The organism is Wolbachia endosymbiont (group A) of Colletes cunicularius, assembly GCF_964264715.1.
Classification (GTDB): domain Bacteria; phylum Pseudomonadota; class Alphaproteobacteria; order Rickettsiales; family Anaplasmataceae; genus Wolbachia.
Genome location: NZ_OZ183471.1, coordinates 840,069 through 860,221, shown reverse-complemented (window position 1 = coordinate 860,221; position 20,153 = coordinate 840,069). Strand labels below are relative to the sequence as shown.

Annotated in this window: 26 protein-coding genes and 2 pseudogenes; 7 read left to right on the top strand and 21 right to left on the bottom strand. The window is 34.8% G+C overall.

The features are described 5' to 3' along the window. The first annotated feature begins 87 nt into the window (after positions 1-87). Complete coding sequence (gene gshA, locus ACFELZ_RS05080; RefSeq protein ID WP_375315836.1) at positions 88-1,248, top strand: glutamate--cysteine ligase; 1,161 nt, start codon at positions 88-90, stop codon at positions 1,246-1,248. Positions 1,249-1,251: 3 nt separating this feature from the next. Here gshA and ACFELZ_RS05075 read toward each other — a convergent pair whose 3' ends face one another. The 3 genes from ACFELZ_RS05075 to ACFELZ_RS05065 all read right to left on the bottom strand — a co-directional run bounded on the left by ACFELZ_RS05075 (position 1,252) and on the right by ACFELZ_RS05065 (position 3,927). Beyond that, a complete protein-coding gene (locus ACFELZ_RS05075) occupies positions 1,252-2,073 on the bottom strand; it encodes a hypothetical protein (protein ID WP_375315835.1) in 822 nt (273 codons plus the stop codon). Between the two features lie 78 nt (positions 2,074-2,151). Next, complete coding sequence (gene hemH / locus ACFELZ_RS05070) at positions 2,152-3,099, bottom strand: ferrochelatase (RefSeq protein WP_375315834.1); 948 nt, start codon at positions 3,097-3,099, stop codon at positions 2,152-2,154. Then, positions 3,100-3,927 (bottom strand): hypothetical protein, encoded by an 828-nt coding sequence (locus ACFELZ_RS05065; RefSeq protein ID WP_375315833.1) that lies wholly within the window; start codon positions 3,925-3,927, stop codon positions 3,100-3,102. It lies immediately after the preceding gene. Between the two features lie 113 nt (positions 3,928-4,040). Here ACFELZ_RS05065 and ndk point away from each other — a divergent pair, with 113 nt between their 5' ends. Further along, a complete protein-coding gene (gene ndk / locus ACFELZ_RS05060) occupies positions 4,041-4,460 on the top strand; it encodes a nucleoside-diphosphate kinase (protein WP_375315832.1) in 420 nt (139 codons plus the stop codon). Positions 4,461-5,124: 664 nt separating this feature from the next. Next, positions 5,125-5,985 (top strand): IS982 family transposase, encoded by an 861-nt coding sequence (locus tag ACFELZ_RS05055; protein ID WP_375315786.1) that lies wholly within the window; start codon positions 5,125-5,127, stop codon positions 5,983-5,985. Between the two features lie 249 nt (positions 5,986-6,234). Here ACFELZ_RS05055 and mutS read toward each other — a convergent pair whose 3' ends face one another. The 6 genes from mutS to ACFELZ_RS05025 all read right to left on the bottom strand — a co-directional run bounded on the left by mutS (position 6,235) and on the right by ACFELZ_RS05025 (position 10,448). After that, complete coding sequence (gene mutS / locus ACFELZ_RS05050; protein ID WP_375315831.1) at positions 6,235-8,745, bottom strand: DNA mismatch repair protein MutS; 2,511 nt, start codon at positions 8,743-8,745, stop codon at positions 6,235-6,237. A gap of 205 nt (positions 8,746-8,950) precedes the next feature. Then, positions 8,951-9,232, bottom strand: coding sequence for a hypothetical protein (locus ACFELZ_RS05045; protein WP_375315830.1), 282 nt, complete (start codon positions 9,230-9,232; stop codon positions 8,951-8,953). Positions 9,233-9,252: 20 nt separating this feature from the next. Continuing rightward, positions 9,253-9,627, bottom strand: a complete 375-nt coding sequence (locus ACFELZ_RS05040; RefSeq protein ID WP_375315829.1) for a Fic family protein — start codon at positions 9,625-9,627, stop codon at positions 9,253-9,255. 54 nt (positions 9,628-9,681) lie between these two features. Further along, on the bottom strand, positions 9,682-10,065 hold the full coding sequence (locus ACFELZ_RS05035) for a transposase (RefSeq protein WP_375316621.1): 384 nt from the start codon (positions 10,063-10,065) through the stop codon (positions 9,682-9,684). A 17-nt stretch (positions 10,066-10,082) separates the two neighbouring features. Next, entirely contained in the window at positions 10,083-10,247 is a 165-nt protein-coding gene (locus tag ACFELZ_RS05030) for a hypothetical protein (protein WP_375315781.1), read from the bottom strand. A gap of 3 nt (positions 10,248-10,250) precedes the next feature. Beyond that, positions 10,251-10,448 carry a transposase gene (locus ACFELZ_RS05025; RefSeq protein ID WP_375315780.1) on the bottom strand — a complete coding sequence of 66 codons (198 nt, stop codon included), beginning with the start codon at positions 10,446-10,448 and terminating at the stop codon, positions 10,251-10,253. Positions 10,449-10,507: 59 nt separating this feature from the next. Between ACFELZ_RS05025 and ACFELZ_RS05020 the strand changes: the two are divergent. Both ACFELZ_RS05020 and ACFELZ_RS05015 read left to right on the top strand, forming a co-directional pair. Next, positions 10,508-10,828 (top strand): annotated as a pseudogene (locus ACFELZ_RS05020) (hypothetical protein); the annotation flags it as partial. Between the two features lie 64 nt (positions 10,829-10,892). Continuing rightward, complete coding sequence (locus ACFELZ_RS05015; RefSeq protein WP_375315828.1) at positions 10,893-11,678, top strand: hypothetical protein; 786 nt, start codon at positions 10,893-10,895, stop codon at positions 11,676-11,678. A 602-nt stretch (positions 11,679-12,280) separates the two neighbouring features. Here ACFELZ_RS05015 and ACFELZ_RS05010 read toward each other — a convergent pair. From ACFELZ_RS05010 to ACFELZ_RS04990, 5 genes are all read right to left on the bottom strand, one after another. Further along, positions 12,281-12,664 carry a transposase gene (locus tag ACFELZ_RS05010; RefSeq protein WP_375316621.1) on the bottom strand — a complete coding sequence of 128 codons (384 nt, stop codon included), beginning with the start codon at positions 12,662-12,664 and terminating at the stop codon, positions 12,281-12,283. 17 nt (positions 12,665-12,681) lie between these two features. Beyond that, a complete protein-coding gene (locus ACFELZ_RS05005; RefSeq protein ID WP_375315827.1) occupies positions 12,682-12,846 on the bottom strand; it encodes a hypothetical protein in 165 nt (54 codons plus the stop codon). 3 nt (positions 12,847-12,849) lie between these two features. Then, on the bottom strand, positions 12,850-13,047 hold the full coding sequence (locus tag ACFELZ_RS05000; protein ID WP_375315797.1) for a transposase: 198 nt from the start codon (positions 13,045-13,047) through the stop codon (positions 12,850-12,852). Positions 13,048-13,548: 501 nt separating this feature from the next. After that, positions 13,549-14,097, bottom strand: coding sequence for an aminoacyl-tRNA hydrolase (pth, locus tag ACFELZ_RS04995; RefSeq protein ID WP_375315826.1), 549 nt, complete (start codon positions 14,095-14,097; stop codon positions 13,549-13,551). A gap of 2 nt (positions 14,098-14,099) precedes the next feature. Further along, complete coding sequence (locus ACFELZ_RS04990) at positions 14,100-14,708, bottom strand: 50S ribosomal protein L25/general stress protein Ctc (protein WP_375315825.1); 609 nt, start codon at positions 14,706-14,708, stop codon at positions 14,100-14,102. A gap of 145 nt (positions 14,709-14,853) precedes the next feature. Between ACFELZ_RS04990 and ACFELZ_RS04985 the strand changes: the two genes are divergently transcribed. Next, positions 14,854-15,153 carry an ETC complex I subunit gene (locus tag ACFELZ_RS04985; RefSeq protein WP_253309377.1) on the top strand — a complete coding sequence of 100 codons (300 nt, stop codon included), beginning with the start codon at positions 14,854-14,856 and terminating at the stop codon, positions 15,151-15,153. A 51-nt stretch (positions 15,154-15,204) separates the two neighbouring features. On the opposite strand, the gene ACFELZ_RS04980 is transcribed toward ACFELZ_RS04985, so the two are convergent. Both ACFELZ_RS04980 and rsmH read right to left on the bottom strand, forming a co-directional pair. Beyond that, positions 15,205-15,480, bottom strand: coding sequence for a hypothetical protein (locus ACFELZ_RS04980; protein ID WP_375315824.1), 276 nt, complete (start codon positions 15,478-15,480; stop codon positions 15,205-15,207). 26 nt (positions 15,481-15,506) lie between these two features. Further along, positions 15,507-16,460, bottom strand: coding sequence for a 16S rRNA (cytosine(1402)-N(4))-methyltransferase RsmH (gene rsmH, locus ACFELZ_RS04975; protein WP_375315823.1), 954 nt, complete (start codon positions 16,458-16,460; stop codon positions 15,507-15,509). Positions 16,461-16,688: 228 nt separating this feature from the next. Between rsmH and ACFELZ_RS04970 the strand changes: the two are divergent. Beyond that, a pseudogene (locus ACFELZ_RS04970) lies at positions 16,689-17,900 on the top strand (MFS transporter). A 63-nt stretch (positions 17,901-17,963) separates the two neighbouring features. On the opposite strand, the gene map reads toward ACFELZ_RS04970, so the two are convergent. From map to ACFELZ_RS04945, 5 genes are all read right to left on the bottom strand, one after another. Continuing rightward, on the bottom strand, positions 17,964-18,746 hold the full coding sequence (map, locus tag ACFELZ_RS04965) for a type I methionyl aminopeptidase (protein WP_375316668.1): 783 nt from the start codon (positions 18,744-18,746) through the stop codon (positions 17,964-17,966). Between the two features lie 150 nt (positions 18,747-18,896). Further along, entirely contained in the window at positions 18,897-19,034 is a 138-nt protein-coding gene (locus tag ACFELZ_RS04960) for a hypothetical protein (protein ID WP_375315822.1), read from the bottom strand. Between the two features lie 2 nt (positions 19,035-19,036). Next, a complete protein-coding gene (locus ACFELZ_RS04955; protein ID WP_375316665.1) occupies positions 19,037-19,420 on the bottom strand; it encodes a transposase in 384 nt (127 codons plus the stop codon). A gap of 17 nt (positions 19,421-19,437) precedes the next feature. Next, positions 19,438-19,803, bottom strand: a complete 366-nt coding sequence (locus ACFELZ_RS04950) for a transposase (RefSeq protein WP_375315821.1) — start codon at positions 19,801-19,803, stop codon at positions 19,438-19,440. 41 nt (positions 19,804-19,844) lie between these two features. Next, positions 19,845-20,144 (bottom strand): nucleoside triphosphate pyrophosphohydrolase, encoded by a 300-nt coding sequence (locus ACFELZ_RS04945; RefSeq protein ID WP_375315820.1) that lies wholly within the window; start codon positions 20,142-20,144, stop codon positions 19,845-19,847. Between the last annotated feature and the right edge of the window lie 9 nt (positions 20,145-20,153).

Genomic DNA, 20,153 nt, shown 5'->3' with positions numbered 1-20,153 from the left:
TTATACTTTAATCTTTAGTCAAATTTGCTAAATATGTTTAATTATAGCTTATAATATAATACCTTCCTTATAACATTTAAAGTGTAGATGCAAAACATAATTCACCCAGATTTGGAAAAAAGTATAAATAATTGGTTTGAGGCAAAATTTAACGGCCTTACATTGCCATTTTATAGCTCTATAGATCTTAGAAACTCCAGCTACAAAATTGCCCCAGTGGACGCTAATTTATTTCCTGCAGGGTTCAACAATCTAAGTGAGACATCAAGAGCAACAGCAGCAAAACTAATAAAAAGTTATTTTGAAACAAAACAATATAAAAAGACTCTTATAATACCGGAGAATTACACACGAAATAAAATGTATATAGAAAACGTATTTGTTATAGAGAAAGTACTGCAGCTCGCAGGTTTTGAAACTAGAATTGGCCTCTTTCACAACGAAGCATATAATTTAATAGAACCATATGAAACTATCGTGAAAGAAAACTCTCTGCTAAAGACAACTTCAGGATTTGTGCCTGATGTTATTATACTGAATCGTGATATGACGAGCCACATTCCAGACACGCTAAAAGACGTAAAGCAAGATATGGTACCAAGCCCACTATACGGTTGGCATAGCAGACAGAAATTTAAGTATTTTGAAATCTATCAAGAATTAGCGTCCGAATTTTGTAGCGAATTTAAAATGGACCCATGGCTTATTTCTGTGCTTACAGAAAGCTGTAATGGAGTTGACTTTAATGATGATTCATCACTAGGAGCAGTAGCGACTAAAGTTGACCAAATATTATCTCTAGTGCAAAAAAAATATGAGGAATATGAAATAAAAACACAACCTTACGTTTTTATCAAAGCAAGCAATGGCACATATGGGATGGGCATTATAACAGCAACAAGTGGAGAGGAAATATTAAATCTCAATAAAAAAAAGCGTCATAAAATGAAAAAGATAAAAGAAGGAATAGCAATCAATAGCGTTATTATACAAGAAGGTGTACCAACCATTGACATATTTAAAAGCAGTTCTGCAGAACCGCTAATATACTATATAGGAGATACTCCAACATGTTACTTATACCGATGTAATAGCAGGAAAGATGTATATTCTAGCTTGAATGCCACTGACTGTGAGTTTCATGATGTTAGCCAGGTTGTGGAAGGTAAAATTCTGTCACTTTGGAGTATTGTTGGCAAATTAGCAGTACTAGCGTTGGCAGTAGAAATAAAATCTTTTCACCTCTAACCCTTACATTCCCACAGCGTTGCCATCGGGCAGATCATTATCATCATTACCGGGCTGAATATGGTTATGGCCAGCATTATCAAGTTCAGTGGAAGGATCATCATTGACAGGTTGTTGAAACAATTTGTCAAACTGAACTGCCAGAAATACTGCACTATATATTATGCTAACTGTTACGCTTAAGTTGAAATTATAGATTATACCATTACCTAAGTTTATTGGTATGGTTGCAGTCTCCATTCTTTTTAATATGAAGTTTAACAAACCTAATGACAAAGTTAATGTGCTGATAATAAGGTCCTTCTTACACTTAGCAGACTTTTCAGGATCCTTATTATCTAAGTATTTTCTCCATGAATAATAGTAGCTTATAGGTTCCGAAATAAACAGAAATAGGATCGTTGATGTTAAGTGAATGTGACTTATTACGTCTGCATTACCCCTAGTAAAAAAATGGATGACTTTCAACATCATCAATGCTTCTATGATGCTGCTTGCAAGATTAGCCGATTTACCCACAACTTTTGCCAGCTCTTTTTTACTCTCAGGGTTTCTGTAATCCTTAATTAGATCCTGTAGAGTAAATGCAGAATGGGCAATATATAGAATAGATGTCGGAAACTTTACTAGTCGAGCAACATTCCGTATAAGAAAGATATTGGATCTATTATTGTCAATGAACTCGCAGCAAAATTGCAGTGAAATCTTACACAATAGGGCTGTTAAACCTGTTGTGATGCAGATTACCTTCCTGAAATCATGATCATAAATATCATGCACCTTTTGTGCGAGTATGTTAGATTTCTTTTTTAGCTTGTTTGGCATGAAATAGTTAAGAAAATAATAACTCCCTTTTATTCTATCACATAAAAGCCTTGAAGAAAAGCCCTATAAATCAGGACTTTAAGGGTGATTTGTGCATAAATCGGCTAAGCATTTTATAAACAAGGAATCAATACTGAGAGTTGGTACGCGAAAATAATATCCATCTTTGATAATTGCTTTATATTCTATATCAAGTTCAACTAGAGTTTCTGAATGCTCAGAAACAAAAGATATAGGTGATAGAACTACAGGTACACCATCAGCTTTTGCGCGTAATAGCTCACTTTCAGTGCTTGGCTCTAGCCATTTTACGGGACCAATTTTGCTCTGATAGCATATTGACCAATCAAGGTCTTTGATATTTAATTTTTTTACTATTAGTTGTACTGTTTCTTCTACCTGTAGGGCGTAAGGGTCGCCTTTTTTAATAACACTGAGAGGCAGGCTATGGGCTGAAAATAGGACTCTTGGCTTATCGATTCTGCTGGCTAATTTGTAGTACTTGGCTATCAAGTTAGCATGAGCCTCAATAAAGTCTTCATTGTCATAATAATGATGAATTATTTTTGTATTGCATTTTAGGCCGTGCTTTTTAGCATTTTTTTGCCAATTTTCGATGGATGACAAAGTTGTGGTAGTTGAATATTGAGGGTATAGTGGCAGCAAAATTACTTCATCAGGATCAAACTGTTTTACACTTTTAACAACTTCGTCAGCAAATGGATGCCAATAGCGCATGCAAATGAATACCTTGTGTACATGGTTTCTATCTTCATTTAATTTTAGTTCTAAAGCATTAGCTTGCATTTTTGTATTCTCCAGAATTGGCGATTTACCTCCAATTTCCTCGTATATTTTTCGTGCAGTATTTTCTCGTTTCGCAGATATAAACTTTGCTAAAAGAAACCGAAAGGGATTCGGTAGATTGATTATTCTCCTGTCATAAAAAAGGTTGAATAAAAAAGGACGGACCGCATTTAGTGAATCAGGCCCGCCAAGATTAAATAAGATAACTGCCTTTTTCACCTACGCACTACTACAACAAGTTACTTCTGGGGTGCCTATAAAATTAGCTACACACTCATCAAATTTAGTTATAGGCACTAAATTTCTTACACTGGCATACAATAAGTGGCCTGATCTCTTCAGGTTACTCTTGGTGGATGTGAAGTTCCAATCGAAAAATGTATCGACAAAAAGACTTGGTACCGTTTCAAGAAGTTCAACAGCAGCTAAAGATAGCATTATACAACTTTGCAGGACATTCAGAAGAACCTTGAGGGGAAAAAGTAAAACTTTAACGAAAAGAGAGGTGCTACTTGTTTCATCCAGTAGTCGCCCTGAGTTAGGCGAATTATACTCGGTGTGTTTTCTATTTTGATCAAAGATAGGAAATTTTATAGTATCTTTCTTAAATTCCGCATCTATTTCTTTTCTACTATGGTTAGTGATTTTTTCCATTAACTTCTCACGCAGATGAAAAGTTCTGACAATAAAACATGTGGCAATCATTAAGGCAGCACATAAAAGTGCGCATTGCATGAGGCTCATACTGCCTACCATAACTGGCAGCGCAAAACAAACAAATGGCACTATGATAGCCATTTCAAGCAATGGAATAGTATTCCTTTTCATTGCAAAGGCAGCACCTTTTTTTAATTCTGTATTATGATGTAAGCTATATTCCAAATAGCTTAAAAATGCCAAATTAAAAGTTAAAAACCCCTTTGTTCCACAAAAAATTGATGACTTAAGGTTATTTACTAATTTTTTAGTAGTAGATTCAGCTTGTTTTTCAGTGGTAGGCTTAGTTTGTTCAATAGTGCTATTATTTTTTTTACAACAGTCACCCATGCAATACCTCCTTGATGGTTTATCTTTAACTATAAATAAAAAACTACTTTTATCAAATCAAAATTTACAATAAAATAAATCTATAAATATACAATCTTATATAAGGAAATAATATGGTAATTGAGAAAACACTTTCGATATTAAAACCTGATTCAGTAAAAAATAATATTACAGGCAAGATAAATTCATACATTGAAAGCTCTGGGCTAAAGATAATAGCGCAAAAAATGATGTTACTGACAAAAAAACAAGCAGAGCTATTTTATGAAATTCATAAAGATAGGCCTTTTTTTGGGGAATTAGTGGAATTTATGACCTCTGGTCCTGTGATAGTTCAAGTTTTGGTTGGTGAAAATGCAGTAAGTAAATACAGACAAATCATGGGTGCTACAGATCCAAAACAGGCAGATAAGGGCACAATTAGAGGTGATTTTGCTGATGATATTAGTGAAAATAGAGTTCACGGCTCGGATAGTCCAGAAAATGCTCGTAAGGAAATAGCTTTCTTTTTTGCTGAATGTGAGTTGGTGTAGTTAACTCAGATTTTCCTATATATAACTAAATTTTCTGGATCCTATGTCAAGCATACATCTGTACGAACGTTGTAATTAACAGGCGGCAAGTGGCGTCATGCAAGTAGCTGACAACATAGAAACGAAAAACTTCCTTGACAAACTCCGCCAGCCCCCTTATCATAACGCTGAAGCTATTTATTTATCTTCGCAATCTCTGCAGTGGATTAATGACAAAAAAACTTAATGTATTTGGCGTAAATCATGCTTAATTTTTTGCACTATGTGCACCTCATGTCTTTATAAAACTTTTAGGTTTCTACCTATACAAGCCGAAACGCGCTTATAAAGCGTTTAAGACAGTAAAAGACGTCAAATAGACAAGGGAGAATTTGAATACTAGCTACCCTGGGGTTTCTTTGCCTTTTTTTCCGCTCAGTAGGAGAGTAGACCAGCGGACCTTCCCCGCCAGCCTCTCGCAGAACCTTACTATTACCCATAAATCTAAAAGGAGAAAAAGCTGCTATCTTACTAATTCAACTTTCTATTATAAATAGATCTATGGTCTAAAAATGGAATATATGATGAAAAGAACTATAAACGTGAATTCTGGATTAAAGGAGAATAGAAAAGGCAAGAAAACAGGGTAAACTCAGCAGTGATAAAAAAATAGATGAGGTTACCCATGGAAGATATAACAAAACTGTTTTGTTTGGTCGATGATTTTTGCAGAGATATAGAGAAAAATTTTGCAGATAAACTACTGCCAAATGGTAAAAACCCCACAAGAACAACGGAAATTGAGCACTCCGAAATCATGACAATAATCCTGCTATATCAACAATCTCCGTGTAAAACTTTCTATCTACATTACCTAACGTTGCTCTACAAATCAGAGTTTCCAAAGTTACCTTCATATACCAGGTTTGTTGCTCTAAAGCCTAGGGTTTTGTGGCATTTAGCAATGTTGTTGCATTGGCTTTGTGGACAGTCAGAAAACACTGGAATTTCATATATAGACACAACTCCCATTGCAGTTTGTCATGCAAAAAGAATATCCAAAAACAAAGTTTTTGCTGGAATTGCAAAATTAAGCAAGAGCACTTACGGCTGGTTTTTTGGTTTCAAATTACATATGGTAATCAATGAAAATGTTGAAATTCATGCACTTACGCTAACAAAAGGCAATGTTGATGATAGGATACCTGTGCCAAATCTGACGGAAAAATTAATCGGTCTTTTGTTTGGTGACAAAGGTTATATTGCAAAAGAGCTTTTTCAGAAGCTGTTTGACCGAGGTTTGAAACTTGTTACCAAGGTGAAAAAAGGTATGAAAAATACATTGATTTCGCTAAATGAGAAGATTTTACTGAGAAAAAGGTCTATCATTGAGACTGTTTTTGGTTACCTAAAAAATAGACTAGAAATTGAACACACTCGCCATAGATCCCCTGTTAATTTTTTGGTTCATATCTTTTCTACTCTCATTTCCTATTCCATCAAATCCACAAAGCCTTCTATTTCCTATACTTTCTTCCTTCCTTAATCCAGAATTCGCGTTATAAGCGTATTTCAGCTTGTATAGGTAAAAACCTAGAAATTTGATAAAGACATAGAGTGCACATAGTGCAAAAAATTAAACATGAGACGCCAGATACGTTGAGTTTTTTTGTCATTTAATCTGTACAGAGAAGATAAATAAATAGCTTCAGTTTCATGACGTGTATAACAATGTTACAAAAAATAATATCATAGGGTTCTCTCTACTTTTTCTGGGTAAGTTCAGAATTTCCTCTTAAGCCTTTAGCTCCTCAAATACTTCACTTGCTCTATTTAAAACAGAATCAGGAAAACCAGCAAGTTTTGCTACATGTATTCCATATGACTCATCTGCAATGCCTTCAATTACTTCATGTAGAAAGATAACCTCTCCGTTCCACTCTCTTATTTTTACACAAAAACATTTCACGTTCTTCAAGTATTTGCTTACTTTAGTTAATTCATGATAATGAGTTGCAAAAATGGCGCGGCACTTATTTACATTGTGAATATGTTCAATCACTGCCTGTGCAATAGATAATCCATCATACACTCCTGTGCCCCTACCAATTTCATCAAGTATCACCAAGGAACGATCTGTTGCCTGATTTACTATCGTTGCTGTTTCGATCATCTCTACCATGAAGGTAGAATAACCAGCTGTTATATTATCTGTTGCACCAACCCTGCTAAATATCTTGTCAATCACTCCAATATGCGCACTCTCTGCTGGCACAAATGACCCCATGTGAGCTAAAACTGCAATGAGAGCGTTTTGCCTCAAGAAAGTGCTTTTTCCAGCCATATTAGGACCAGTAATTAGATGTATACCAGCTAAATTGATGCTATTTGCAATGAATTTATCGTTAACTTCAACCACTGGATGTCTTCCATTGCGAATATTGAACTCTTTACTGTCATCGATAATGGGTTTTACGTAATTATTTTGCACTGCAAGCTCCGCAAACGTGGCTCTAATATCAAGTTTTGCCAAAGCATTTGCAGCAAGAGCAATTTTTTCAGATTCTTTAGCGACTTCACTACACAGTTCACTAAAAATTTTCACTTCTAAGCCGATTGCAGCATCACGTGCAGTAAGAATTTTATTTTCTAGTTCTTTCAATTCATTAGTAGTGTAGCGCATGCTATTTGCTAAGCTTTGCCTATGAATAAATATGTCCGAAGTTATTTTGTGATTTGCTGACACTTCAACGTAATAACCAAGTATATTGTTGTGTAATATTTTGAGTGCGGCAATGCCAGTTAGGTCGCGATAAGACTCACGGAGCTTAGTTACCAACTTGTTACTATTGTTCAATATATAAGATAACTCAGATAATTCTGAGTTGTATTTTGGATTGATAAATCCCCCTTCTTTCACGGAACTGAGGTTATTATCAAGTGTAGCGCTGTTTAGAAGCTCGAATAGATCTTTATGATTATCAAGACTTTTATGTATTGTGCTTAGTTCACTCTCGTCACTACTTATCACCTGAGTAGTAAACACTGGTTCCTTTTCTCTAGTCAAGCACTGGAATGACATCTGAGAGTTAATTGCTGGTTTTTCACTTAAACAATAATTATGCAAGGTAGACAGAAACTCAGATAACTCTAAAGTTTTTCCTAGGCCTATTTTTAATAGGTTCATATCCTTTGGTGAACCACGTCCTAGTATTAAGCGCGATAAAGACCTCTCAATATCCGGAATGTTAGATAATATCTCTCGTATTTTTCTGCGTGGCTCATGATTATTTACAAAAAATTGAGCGGTGCTGAGCCTCAAATTGATTGCCTTAGAGCAAGCAAGTGGTGAAGCGAGCATTTGTTTGAGCAGGCGTCCACCAGAGGCTGTAACTGTGTGATCAATAACTGAAATTAGTGAACCTTTCTTTTCACCAAATTGAGTTGAAAACAACTCAAGATTTCTCCTTGCTGAAGCATCAATAAGCATGAAATTTTGTTGCTTATAGGTTTTTGGGAATTCAAGCCTTGGAATGGAGCCCCTTTGTGTTACTCTGACATATTCAAGCAGTGCACCGCACGCCATGATTTCTACTTTGCTGAAATTTCCTATACTCCCAAGTTCCCTGATTTTATAAAACTCGCATAACGTTCTGTGAGATTTACTATACTCAAAAAAACTCTGTGCGTGTTGTGTAATTGATATTTTATAATTTTTTAAAATCGATCTAATTTTTTCGTCCTCAGTGAATTTTTCAGAAATTAATAATTCTCTTGGTGATATACGCAATAAATCACTATCTAGAGCTTTCAAATTCGTTAAAGTGTGAAAAAATTTTCCCGTTGATAATTCAAGCCAACTAATAGCATATTCGTCATTTTGTTCAACTATGGATGCGAGATAATTATTGCTTTTATCCTCCAGTAGCGAATCTTCTATAATTGTACCTGGAGTTACAACTCGTACTACATCACGTTTTACTATGGATTTATAGCCCCTCTTTTTTGCTTCATCAGCAGTTTCTAATTGGTCACAGATTGCTACTTTGAATCCTAAATCTATTAGCTTGTGTAGGTAAGATTCGCTACTGTGTGCTGGCACTCCACACATTGGTATTTCTTGCCCATTTGAATTGCCCCTCTTGGTTAGCACTATATTCAGCAATTTCGCAGCTTTAATAGCATCATCGAAAAACAACTCATAAAAATCTCCTAGCCTATAAAATAGCAGATGATCCTTGTATTGAGCTTTCAGGTTCAAATATTGCTTCATCACAGGAGTGTTTCTTTCTTTCACAAAGCTCATAATATTTTTTAATATATTGTATTGGTAATAAACTCAATGTTATTATAGATTATATTGTACATGTGAATAACATAAAATTTAAATAGGTGGAGGGTATTTTTATGATACAAAAACAAATTGAGCAATTTCTGTGTCTTTCTACCTTTTTCTTCACCGATTTAAGTGCTTTTATAGCTATAATGTGCTATCGAAGTTCTCTGTAATCTTAGTTGGTTCTTCTAGAATATTCAAAATGATCAGTTGCACAATAAACCCGATCTCTCTTTCCTTGAGAAGTTTGTGAAACGATGCCTAAATCTTCAAGCTTTACGATTGCTCTTTGGGCCGTTGTAAATACGACACCTAAGTTTTCAACCACTTTCCTTATAGTAAAGTAAGGGTTTACAGCGAGATACCTTACAATACCACTCGCAACTCCTTCAGTTTTAGAACTAACTTCAGTTTGCCAATTTGCAATCAAAATGTTAATCCGTTCTGCTCTTGACAATGCATCCAATGATTGCAGTACTACACACCATTTAAGAAATAAGAGAACCAATCATGCCACGTGCCTCTGTTGCTTATATTGTAAAGTTGGTCATAATACTCACTTCTTGTAGCTTCAAAAAATGCACTTAAGTATACCAGAGGTGATAATAATAATTTTCTTTCGATCAGAAGTAACGTTATTAATAAACGTCCAATACATCCATTACCGTCCAAGAATGGGTGAATCGCTTCAAATTGATAATGACATAGAGCTATATGTATAAGTGGGGGTAATGTTCTATCATGTAAAAATTTTTCAAAAGAGTCCAAGCAACCCATCAATTCACCTGGCATTGGTGGCACATATTTTGCTGTGTCTATCGTACATCCTGGGCTTCCAATCCAATTTTGCACTCGGCGAAATTCTCCTGGAGTTGCGTGAGAACCTCTTAGAGCCTGTCTTCAAACTCAAGAATGAGCTAATTTGTGAAGCATAATAGTGATCATATTAAAGAAGATGTTATTTTTTGAAGTGAGAGGAGAATGCTCATAATCCTTACTCATACGTCTAAAATTGGAGAGCCAAGCAAAGGTTCTCTCAACAATCCAACGTTTGGGAATAACCTGAAATCCTGTATCAACTATTTTCTTGGTAATCGTCAATAAACATCCAGTTTCCAATAAGCAGAGGTTTTGCAATTTACCTGTGTATCCTTGATCAGCAAAAAACTTATGTAATGTTGGAGCTTTGCATTTGGCTTGAACAAAAAGATTTAGTGCACCATCAAGATCCTGAATGCTTGCACTTTGTACTTCAGCAGCAATTACAAGACCTACAGTATCTACAACGATGTGGCGCTTTCTACCCTTTACTTTCTTGCCAGCATCATATCCTCTGGATCCCCTTTTTGAGTAGTTTTTACTGATTGGCTATCTATTATTCCCACTGATGGAGTTTCATTCTTACCAATTATCTCTCTTACTTTTTTAACTAGAAAATCATGAATCTCTTGCCATATTCCACTTTTTTTCAATCGCTAATTACAACTATACACTGTTTTCCATGGTGGAAAATCTTTAGGCAGTTGTCTCCATTGACATCCTGTTCTCATCATATAGCGGATTGCGTTAATAATTGTTCTAATACTATGTTTTCTTGGTCTACCGGTCTTTTTAGGTTCAAAATATAGCTCTATTATCTTCCATTCTTTGTTACTTATATCGCTTGGGTACATTTAAAATATATCTTATAACACACTTCTTAACTCCTTTCTACTTAGTTTGAAGACAGGCTCTAAGGTTTACTTTGCGTAATAACAGAGAAGAGGTGAAAGATATTTCTTCTTTTGGCTGGAGAAAAGTGCTCGATTGTGCTGGAAGCAGACACATTACGATAAAAATTAATGGAATTTTAGACTCTGTATTAGCTGATGAATTATTACGTAATTCTGCTATATTAAACTCTAATAATGATTATGAAATTAATTTTAACACTAAGGAAAAGATCAGATTACGGTGTTCAGTTGAACTGTATGAGAGATATTATGACCCCGCTGCTTTTGACAGTTTTACTGTAATTTTAGCGAGTGCTGAAGTTGTAAACGCTTTTCATTAATGTTAATTTAATTTTTTCATATACAATAGTAACTGGTGAGAATTTTAACTAAATTAAAAAAATCATGAACGACGAAGACCTTTTCGAGGAAGACGGTGATAATATTGAAGAAAATAACGATGATAAAAGAGAGAAAAGTTTAGAAAATGAAAATCAGCAAAATCAAGAAGAACAATACAAAGAGGAAGATAAGCAATACATGATACAGTATATTCAAGACTATTTAAAAGCTTTTGAGGATATTTTAAATCAGATCGACGAAGGAATTGATAATTCGGATAGTTACGAAAGGACTATGCAAATAAAGCGAAGCATAGACAGGCTCATAGAGACTTTATATAGTCAGGCTGCGTCTGAAGATATTGATGCAGAATTTGAAACCACAAAGCATACTCGCGATAAATCAGAATCTATGAAAAGGGTTAGAGAGAAAAGAAGGAAGCAAGCAATAGAAGAAGTATTAAGTAGCATGTTTGCCCAGCAACAAAAGGAGCTAATGAACGCTAAACACTTAAGTCATGGACATGAAACAGCACATGATGATGAAGCAAAAAAACGAGTGAAGTCTTCTATCAGGGGAGTGTTGTTTTCGGTGATTGCTCATAGGATGGATCCAAGAAGGAGAGCAGGGGAAACTGCTGACGATAACGAAAAGCAAGCTCATATATATGGCAGGGAAGCAGTTGGTGGAGCTTTAGGTGCATTGTTAAAAACATTTTTAGCAGCAGTTACTGCCGTTGTGCGCGGAATTGCTAAGCCACTTCAGCATATCAGCAAACAGGAAACATCTTTTGCAAAACAAGTTGAAGAAAGCAGAAACGCAGATTCACAAAAAGGTCGATCTGTGTAGACTTTTCCTTGTAATAATCTTTCGATTCTACTGTCTGTTAATTCATAATTAGGGTTATATAGCTAACTGAAAAAAGGTTACCCCAGAAGGGATAAAAAGGTATAAAATGGCTTTAGATAAGGTAGAATGATGCCAAAGTGAGGATCTGAGGGAACGTGTTTTGAAAGTAGTAGACGAGAAAAAAATGACTATGGAGAAGATAAGCAAGAGAAAAGATAATTGAAAAATTTGGCAATATGTGCAAAGACAAAGATACTCGCCGGATTTAAATACAATTGAAAAGTTATGGTTTGCCATCAAGCATGCCATAAGAAAAGCTCTGCAGAACTTTTGGCCCGATATCAATTCGGCTATTGATTTTAGCACTCGGGGAAACCTTACTTGGGTTAGCTATAGTTTGCTTGCTCACAAGCAAACTTTCCTGGATCCCAGTGTCAGCTACTCGGATGACATCATCCCTAGTGAATATTGCTCTTAATTTGTAACTAACCTAAGCTATAAATATTAAGAAATTTACCAAATAAAAAAAAGCAAAAGAAGCCCTAGTCATTGTCTATTTTCAGTATTGGCGTTTTTTAAGTCTTAAGAGCCTGTCTTCAAACTCAAGAATGAGCTAATTTGTGAAGCATAATAGTGATCATATTAAAGAAGATGTTGTTTTTTGAAGTGAGAGGAGAATGCTCATAATCCTTACTCATACGTCTAAAATTGGAGAGCCAAGCAAAGGTTCTCTCAACAATCCAACGTTTGGGAATAACCTGAAATCCTGTATCAACTATTTTCTTGGTAATCGTCAATAAACATCCAGTTTCCAATAAGCAGAGGTTTTGCAATTTACCTGTGTATCCTTGATCAGCAAAAAACTTATGTAATGTTGGAGCTTTGCATTTGGCTTGAACAAAAAGATTTAGTGCACCATCAAGATCCTGAATGCTTGCACTTTGTACTTCAGCAGCAATTACAAGACCTACAGTATCTACAACGATGTGGCGCTTTCTACCCTTTACTTTTTTGCCAGCATCATATCCTCTGGATCCCCTTTTTGAGTAGTTTTTACTGATTGGCTATCTATTATTCCCACTGATGGAGTTTCATTCTTACCAATTATCTCTCTTACTTTTTTAACTAGAAAATCATGAATCTCTTGCCATATTCCACTTTTTTTCAATCGCTAATTACAACTATACACTGTTTTCCATGGTGGAAAATCTTTAGGCAGTTGTCTCCATTGACATCCTGTTCTCATCACATAGCGGATTGCGTTAATAATTGTTCTAATACTATGTTTTCTTGGTCTACCGGTCTTTTTAGGTTCAAAATATAGCTCTATTATCTTCCATTCTTTGTCACTTATATCGCTTGGGTACATTTAAAATATATCTTATAACACACTTCTTAACTCCTTTCTACTTAGTTTGAAGACAGGCTCTAAACGCTGCAATTTAGCTGCTTTTAAATGCAACTAACCTTAGCTTTAATATTTAAGAAATTTACCAGGTAGAAAAAAAAGGCAAAGAACCCCCGTGGTGCGAGTTTTGACCCTATAATAATTTAAACTGGCGCTGTAATAATGTGCCAACGCTTAAAATAAGCGCGATTTGGCTGAGAAAAAATTTAAAAGACATGCAGCCGCTATAATTTTATGTAATCCGCCAAAAAATACCCTAAGTTTTTTACTGAATTTTGTCATTGAGCCTGCAGGTCAAAAACAAGTTTTGAGTCACAAACACCCTTATTGCCATAATAGGGGGGCTGGCGGAGTTTGTCAAGGAAGTTTTTTGTTTCCACTGAATGACAGTTGTGGCTTGGGAGGTAGTGCAAGAAATCTGTTATTTTAATTGTGTGAAATTTAGTTTTGTGTTTCGTAATATTATACAATCAAATTGATAAAAGCTGTATTATCTTCTTGCAGCATTAAGTGTACATTTTTTGCTATTTTTTCCACTAAGGGAGTAACGTTATCAAAATTTGAAAATTTTGATAATACATAATCTGCTAAGCTTTTTTCACCTTCAGGTCTACCCACTCCAAATCTCAAGCGCCAATAATCATTACCAATAAAACTATCTATGGATTTAAGTCCATTATGTCCAGCAGAGCTACCACCTTTCTTTATTTTTATTCTTCCAATTTCCAAATCAGCGTCATCGTGTATGACAATGATATTATCTAGCGGAAATTTGTAAAAATTCCGTACTTTTGCAACAGGGATGCCTGAATTATTCATAAATGAATAAGGCTTTATTAACATGATTTTATTATCATTAATTATGCCAGAGGTTATTAGATAATCGGCTTTTTTAGAAAACGACTGGAAATTCCAATATTTGTAAATTTTATCAACTACGATGAAGCCGATATTATGATGAGTTAACTCATATTGACCACCAGGGTTACCAAGTCCAACTATCAGATGCACTATTACTCTGTTTCTGCTTGAGGTTCTTCAACGTCACTATCGGCAGCAGAAATTGTAACAATAGTAAAATTTTCTTCTTCATGAGCTACAAACTTAACACCTTCTGGTAATTTTACATCGTTGATATGTATAGATTGGCCAATCATTTTACCAGATAAATCAACTTCTATAACCTGAGGTATTTTATCAGGAGAGCATTTAACAGTAATAGAACGACACAAAATATTAAGCACTCCACCTAACTTGATCCCTGGAGCTTTACTTTCATTCACAAATGATAGAGGTATGTCTATTTTAATTTCGCTGCCTTTATCAACAAATTGAAAATCAACATGTTGCACAGTATCCTTTACTACATGCAATTGGATATCGCGAACAAGAGCATATTCCTTTTTGCCCGAAATATTCAGCTCTATCAAGTGTGCAGAAAGAGAGCCTGATTTATATTGCTTCGTGAATTCCTTTGCAGACAATTTTAAATTTACATTATCATGACCCTTTCCATATATGATTCCAGGGATGTTTCCTTTCTTCCTTAGAGAATGCATCGCTTTTGTTTTTGTTATATCACGTAACTCTGCATTAATTGTTACTATTTCTTGTTGCGTCATCGATTACTCCTATTCAGCTAATCCTTTTAATATAATTTAATAATAATATAACATAAAAATATTTATTTCAAACTTCATTCTTTCATACTAATTGTTTGTGAAAGGATTTATTTAGATATATATTTAAGCTTATTTAACAAAAACTATGGGCATTGATGATAAAGTAGTTTTTAGGATTTATAAACCAACAAAAACTGCAACACAATCTGGTTTAGGTAATACAAATCTCTGGCACCTAAAAATTGAATCTGGTTCTTACTACATTGAACCTTTAATGGGGTGGGTTGGCTCAAAAGATCCAAAAAAACAGATTGTATTAAAGTTTGATTCTCTTGAAAAAGCAGTATTCTACGCAAAAAAACGCAACGTTAAATACGTAATTGAAATGCCAAAAAATGTTAAGAGGCTGCCAAAATCTTACGCAAGCAATTTCATACTAAAGTAAGGTTTATTGTGGTGTGCTTATCTGTAAAAGATAAAGCTTAGTATAACCAATTTAACTCTGGGTTTTAAGTTGTGCTAACACACTGCGGTCATTTAAAGAGTCAAGATTTTTAACCTGGCTAGCCAGTATTAAAGAGTTATTTTTTAGGTATTTCTTTACAAGGCTTGCAAGTCTTTTTGGATTATTCAAATAGCTCCACTCTGCTTGTAAAACTTTTATATCACTTTGTACTAAACTAATTTCACTTTTTATTTTTATTAGCTCTCTATTTAATGACTGAACATGTAGTTTTATCTTAAATAGTCCTACAATGCTAAGAAAAAACATAACTATTGAGATGATGCAGAAAGTTCTCATGACAACTTCTGTATAGCTCTTAGTTTTGCTGAGCGTGAACGCGGATTTGCACTTACTTCTTCTATACTTGCTTTGATCACTTTTTTATTTAGAAGAGAGAATGTCTTACAATCAGTAGATCTTGGCTCACATAGATCTTTAAAAAAAGTTTTGACTATACGATCTTCCAAAGAATGAAAGGTGACAACAATTAATTTGCCATTCTCATTTAAAATTTCAGATGCAGCTTTAATGCCCCTCTCAAGTTCTCCCAGCTCATCGTTTACCCATATTCTGATTGCCTGAAATGTTCTGGTTGCAGGATCAATTTTGCTTTTTCCACGGAACACCACAGAACGTACAATGTTCGCAAGCTCAAATGTAGTTTTGATAGTTTTCTTCTTCCGTGCACTTACTATTGCTCTTGCGATTTTGCGAGAATGATGCTCTCCTCCGTAGTTATATATAGTATTTGCAATTTCTTCTTCGCGTAAAGCGTTAACGAACGTTGAAGCGTTTATATAAGAAGAGTTATCCATGCTCATATCGAGTGGACCATCATGTAAAAATGAGAACCCTCTATCTCCGTTATCAAGCTGCATAGATGAAACTCCGATATCAAAAACCACCCCATCCACTCCGTTTGATGTCATTCCAGCGCGTGACCAGTTATTTTTTCCAGTATCAAGTACTGGGATGACAGGAGATGGCTCAACGCTGCTTAGTATACCTTTAATATTACTAAACTTTTTAATGAATAGTTTTATTCTATCGGGATATCTAACGCTTAAATCATCATAAAACTTAGTTACCGTTTCATCTCTATCAATTGCATATACCTTGCAATCAGCTGACTCCAATATTGCTTTGCTATACCCTCCAGCTCCAAATGTGGCGTCCACGTATATACCACCATCCTGCGGTGATAGTAGTGATAGCATCTCTTTTAACAAAACTGGAGTGTGTGTCATAGTGCTCCATCAAGAGACTCTGTGCATACAAATAAAAATAGCTTCCCACTAAAACATGATATTTCATGGAAATATATAGGCAATAATATAAAAATACTTGAATATAGTCAATGATATAAAAATATTAAGATTTAATAAGATACTATTATTAATATAATGTTCAAATTTTTCTATTATATAAAAAAAAGTAATGTATATTACTAAATACTAAACAAACTATAGAAAATTATGCAGCAAATAACAAAAGTAATATTTTCAAGTTTGATTTGTAACACTTTATTGTGGTATGACCACATGCTTTTTGGCCACTTAATAAACATAATAGGTGGTGTGTTTTTTCCATCGGATGATCAACTAACCAGCGTATTGAAGGCTTTTGGAGTGTTTGCAGTGGGTTTCTTAATGAGACCAGTCGGCGCTGCTATATTTGGTCACATTGGTGATAAGCATGGCAGAAGAGTTGCCTTATTGCTCTCGATTATATTAATGACTTTATCAACTGTATTAATTGCTTTTGTTCCAGGTTATCAAAGCATTGGAATACTAGCGTCAATGCTGGTAGTTTGTTTAAGATTATTGCAGGGTATATCCCTTGGAGGAGAAGCAGGAAATGCACCATTTTTAATAGAACACGCTCCTAAAAACAAAAAAGGATTTTTTGGCAGCATTGAAGCATTAAGCGCAATTTTTGGTTCAGTATTAAGCCTGATAGCAGTACTCATATGCAAAAAAGTATCTGATTTTGAATCTTGGGGGTGGAGATTACCTTTCATTTTCAGTTTAGCAATGGGATTAATCAGCATATATATGAGATATATACTTGATGAAAGCCCAGGGTATAAAAGACAGAAAAATCCATCTAAACTGCCATTAAAAGAGTTATTGAATAGCTATAAAAAATCTTTTCTGATATCAGTTGGGGTTGATATAGTTGAAAACTCATCTCTTTACATATATCTGGTATTTTTCAATGTGCTTACATCAACAATAAATACTCATTTTAACAATATGGTAGAAATACTGAGTCAAATTGCGCTCGGAGGATTGACAATATTATTTGCTATACTTTCTGATAAGGTAGGAAGAGAAAAAGTTATGAAATTTGCATTTATAGCTTTTGTAATAGTGAGTTATCCAGTTTTCTCAATGTTATGTAGTGGCAATTACTTACTCACTTTTACGGCACATATTCTTTTTATAATTCCAATAGCTGCATCGCTTGGTCCTGTCAGTGCATTTATGTGTGAATTATTTCCAACAAAGGTTCGGTAAAGCGGATTTGGCTTGTCAAGAAATATAGCTGCTGGATTTTTTGGTGGCCTTGCACCATTTATATGCACAACAATTATCAAGGTTACAGGACAAGAGACTTCAGCTAGTTTTTACATGATTTTCTGTGCATTAATTGGGCTAGTTGCTATATCGCAAATTAAGGATTAGCTTTCTTCAAAATCACCCAAAGTAAACCAAGTATAGTTGCAGTATAGCAGAATTAAAAAAAATCTAATTATAAGGTGGGAAATGCCAATTCTTAGGTGATAATGTGAATATTTCAGCACCATCTTTAGTTACTCCGAGCGTATGTTCAAATTGAGCAGAAAGTGAAAGATCGCGTGTTGTCACTGTCCAGTCATCGAGTTTACTGAGCAGAGTCTCATGTTTTCCAGCATTAATCATTGGCTCTATTGTAAAAAACATACCTTCCTTCAAGATGAGATTTTCATCTTGATCATAGAAATGCACTACATTTGGTGGAGCATGAAAGACTTTTCCTATACCATGTCCGCAGTAGCTGCGTACGATAGAGTATCCAAAATCTCTAATATATTTCTCTATAGCAAGCCCTATTTCATTTAACTTATTGCCGGGTTTAACTTGTTTAATTGCTTCCATCAATGCATGATAAGTAGCGTCACACAAACGTTTTGCTTTTATTGATGGCTTGCCAACCCAAAACATGCGACTTGTATCACCATGCCAACCATTTAAAATCACCGTGACATCAATATTTAAAATATCTCCATCTTTAAGCGGTTTATCATCGGGAACACCATGACACACAACTGCATTTTTTGAAGTGCAAATCGATTTTGGATACCCCCTATAGTTTAGTGGTGCTGAAATTGCACCTGCATTAATTATAAAATCATGACACAGATCATTTAACTCATTAGTTGTCACCCCTACCTTTACGTACGGTGCAATGAAATCAAGAGTTTCAGCAGCAAGCCTGCCAGCCTTGCGCATAAATTCAAAATCTTCTTGTGAGTGTATAGTTATGTTCATATTTTCCATGTCTTATTGTAATTGGTACGCTTACTTGCAAGTACATAAATGTAATAACTTTACGTATTATGAAAATAAGCCCTATGGATCCTAGTGTCAAGTCATTTGTATGAAAGGTGGTCAAGCAAGAAGTCTATTTAATAATCTGAACTATACAACTACTATCTCAGGATAATCTGAAGGTTTTTTGTGATAGTAATCGATGCTCTTAGAATTCACCTCAATGTAAGTATTGTAGATACGATTCTCAAAACCACCTCTCTCTTGTTTTTTAGAGCCTGTCTTCAAACTCAAGAATGAGCTAATTTGTGAAGCATAATAGTGATCATATTAAAGAAGATGTTATTTTTTGAAGTGAGAGGAGAATGCTCATAATCCTTACTCATACGTCTAAAATTGGAGAGCCAAGCAAAGGTTCTCTCAACAATCCAACGTTTGGGAATAACCTGAAATCCTGTATCAACTATTTTCTTGGTAATCGTCAATAAACATCCAGTTTCCAATAAGCAGAGGTTTTGCAATTTACCTGTGTATCCTTGATCAGCAAAAAACTTATGTAATGTTGGAGCTTTGCATTTGGCTTGAACAAAAAGATTTGGTGCACCATCACGATCCTGAATGCTTGCACTTTGTACTTCAGCAGCAATTACAAGACCTACAGTATCTACAACGATGTGGCGCTTTCTACCCTTTACTTTCTTGCCAGCATCATATCCTCTGGATCCCCTTTTTGAGTAGTTTTTACTGATTGGCTATCTATTATTCCCACTGATGGAGTTTCATTCTTACCAATTATCTCTCTTACTTTTTTAACTAGAAAATCATGAATCTCTTGCCATATTCCACTTTTTTTCAATCGCGAATTACAACTATACACTGTTTTCCATGGTGGAAAATCTTTAGGCAGTTGTCTCCATTGACATCCTGTTCTCATCATATAGCGGATTGCGTTAATAATTGTTCTAATACTATGTTTTCTTGGTCTGCCGGTCTTTTTAGGTTCAAAATATAGCTCTATTATCTTCCATTCTTTGTCACTTATATCGCTTGGGTACATTTAAAATATATCTTATAACACACTTCTTAACTCCTTTCTACTTAGTTTGAAGACAGGCTCTTAGAGATACGCTTTTCTTCAATTTGTTCTATTGATAGGCCACTTTCTTTGCCTAATGCATGTATGACCTCAAGTAAATCAGCTAACTCTTCAAGGGTTTCATCTGAGGTTTTAGAGGCAATAACTTCCTTTGCTTCTTCTAAAAGTTTATCTTTGAGACGTTCAATGTATTCATCTTTTTCCATCACCCTCTCATAAACAATAATTCCATGGGAACGTATAATTTCAGTTGTATGATCACGAACAAGTTTATTAATTTTGAAACAATGTTTTTTATTCATAATGTTTCC

Coding starts and splice junctions, on each gene's coding strand:
- ACFELZ_RS04950 (WP_375315821.1), bottom strand. CDS start 19,803: ATGTACCCAAGCGATATAAGTGACAAAGAATGGAAGATAATAGAGCTA.
- mutS (WP_375315831.1), bottom strand. CDS start 8,745: ATGAGCTTTGTGAAAGAAAGAAACACTCCTGTGATGAAGCAATATTTG.
- ACFELZ_RS05025 (WP_375315780.1), bottom strand. CDS start 10,448: ATGTACCCAAGCGATATAAGTAACAAAGAATGGAAGATAATAGAGCTA.
- ACFELZ_RS04980 (WP_375315824.1), bottom strand. CDS start 15,480: ATGTTTTTTCTTAGCATTGTAGGACTATTTAAGATAAAACTACATGTT.
- rsmH (WP_375315823.1), bottom strand. CDS start 16,460: ATGACACACACTCCAGTTTTGTTAAAAGAGATGCTATCACTACTATCA.
- ACFELZ_RS05015 (WP_375315828.1), top strand. CDS start 10,893: ATGAACGACGAAGACCTTTTCGAGGAAGACGGTGATAATATTGAAGAA.
- map (WP_375316668.1), bottom strand. CDS start 18,746: ATGAACATAACTATACACTCACAAGAAGATTTTGAATTTATGCGCAAG.
- ACFELZ_RS05075 (WP_375315835.1), bottom strand. CDS start 2,073: ATGCCAAACAAGCTAAAAAAGAAATCTAACATACTCGCACAAAAGGTG.
- ndk (WP_375315832.1), top strand. CDS start 4,041: ATGGTAATTGAGAAAACACTTTCGATATTAAAACCTGATTCAGTAAAA.
- ACFELZ_RS05055 (WP_375315786.1), top strand. CDS start 5,125: ATGGAAGATATAACAAAACTGTTTTGTTTGGTCGATGATTTTTGCAGA.
- ACFELZ_RS04985 (WP_253309377.1), top strand. CDS start 14,854: ATGGGCATTGATGATAAAGTAGTTTTTAGGATTTATAAACCAACAAAA.
- gshA (WP_375315836.1), top strand. CDS start 88: ATGCAAAACATAATTCACCCAGATTTGGAAAAAAGTATAAATAATTGG.
- ACFELZ_RS05065 (WP_375315833.1), bottom strand. CDS start 3,927: ATGGGTGACTGTTGTAAAAAAAATAATAGCACTATTGAACAAACTAAG.
- ACFELZ_RS04945 (WP_375315820.1), bottom strand. CDS start 20,144: ATGAATAAAAAACATTGTTTCAAAATTAATAAACTTGTTCGTGATCAT.
- ACFELZ_RS04990 (WP_375315825.1), bottom strand. CDS start 14,708: ATGACGCAACAAGAAATAGTAACAATTAATGCAGAGTTACGTGATATA.
- ACFELZ_RS05000 (WP_375315797.1), bottom strand. CDS start 13,047: ATGTACCCAAGCGATATAAGTGACAAAGAATGGAAGATAATAGAGCTA.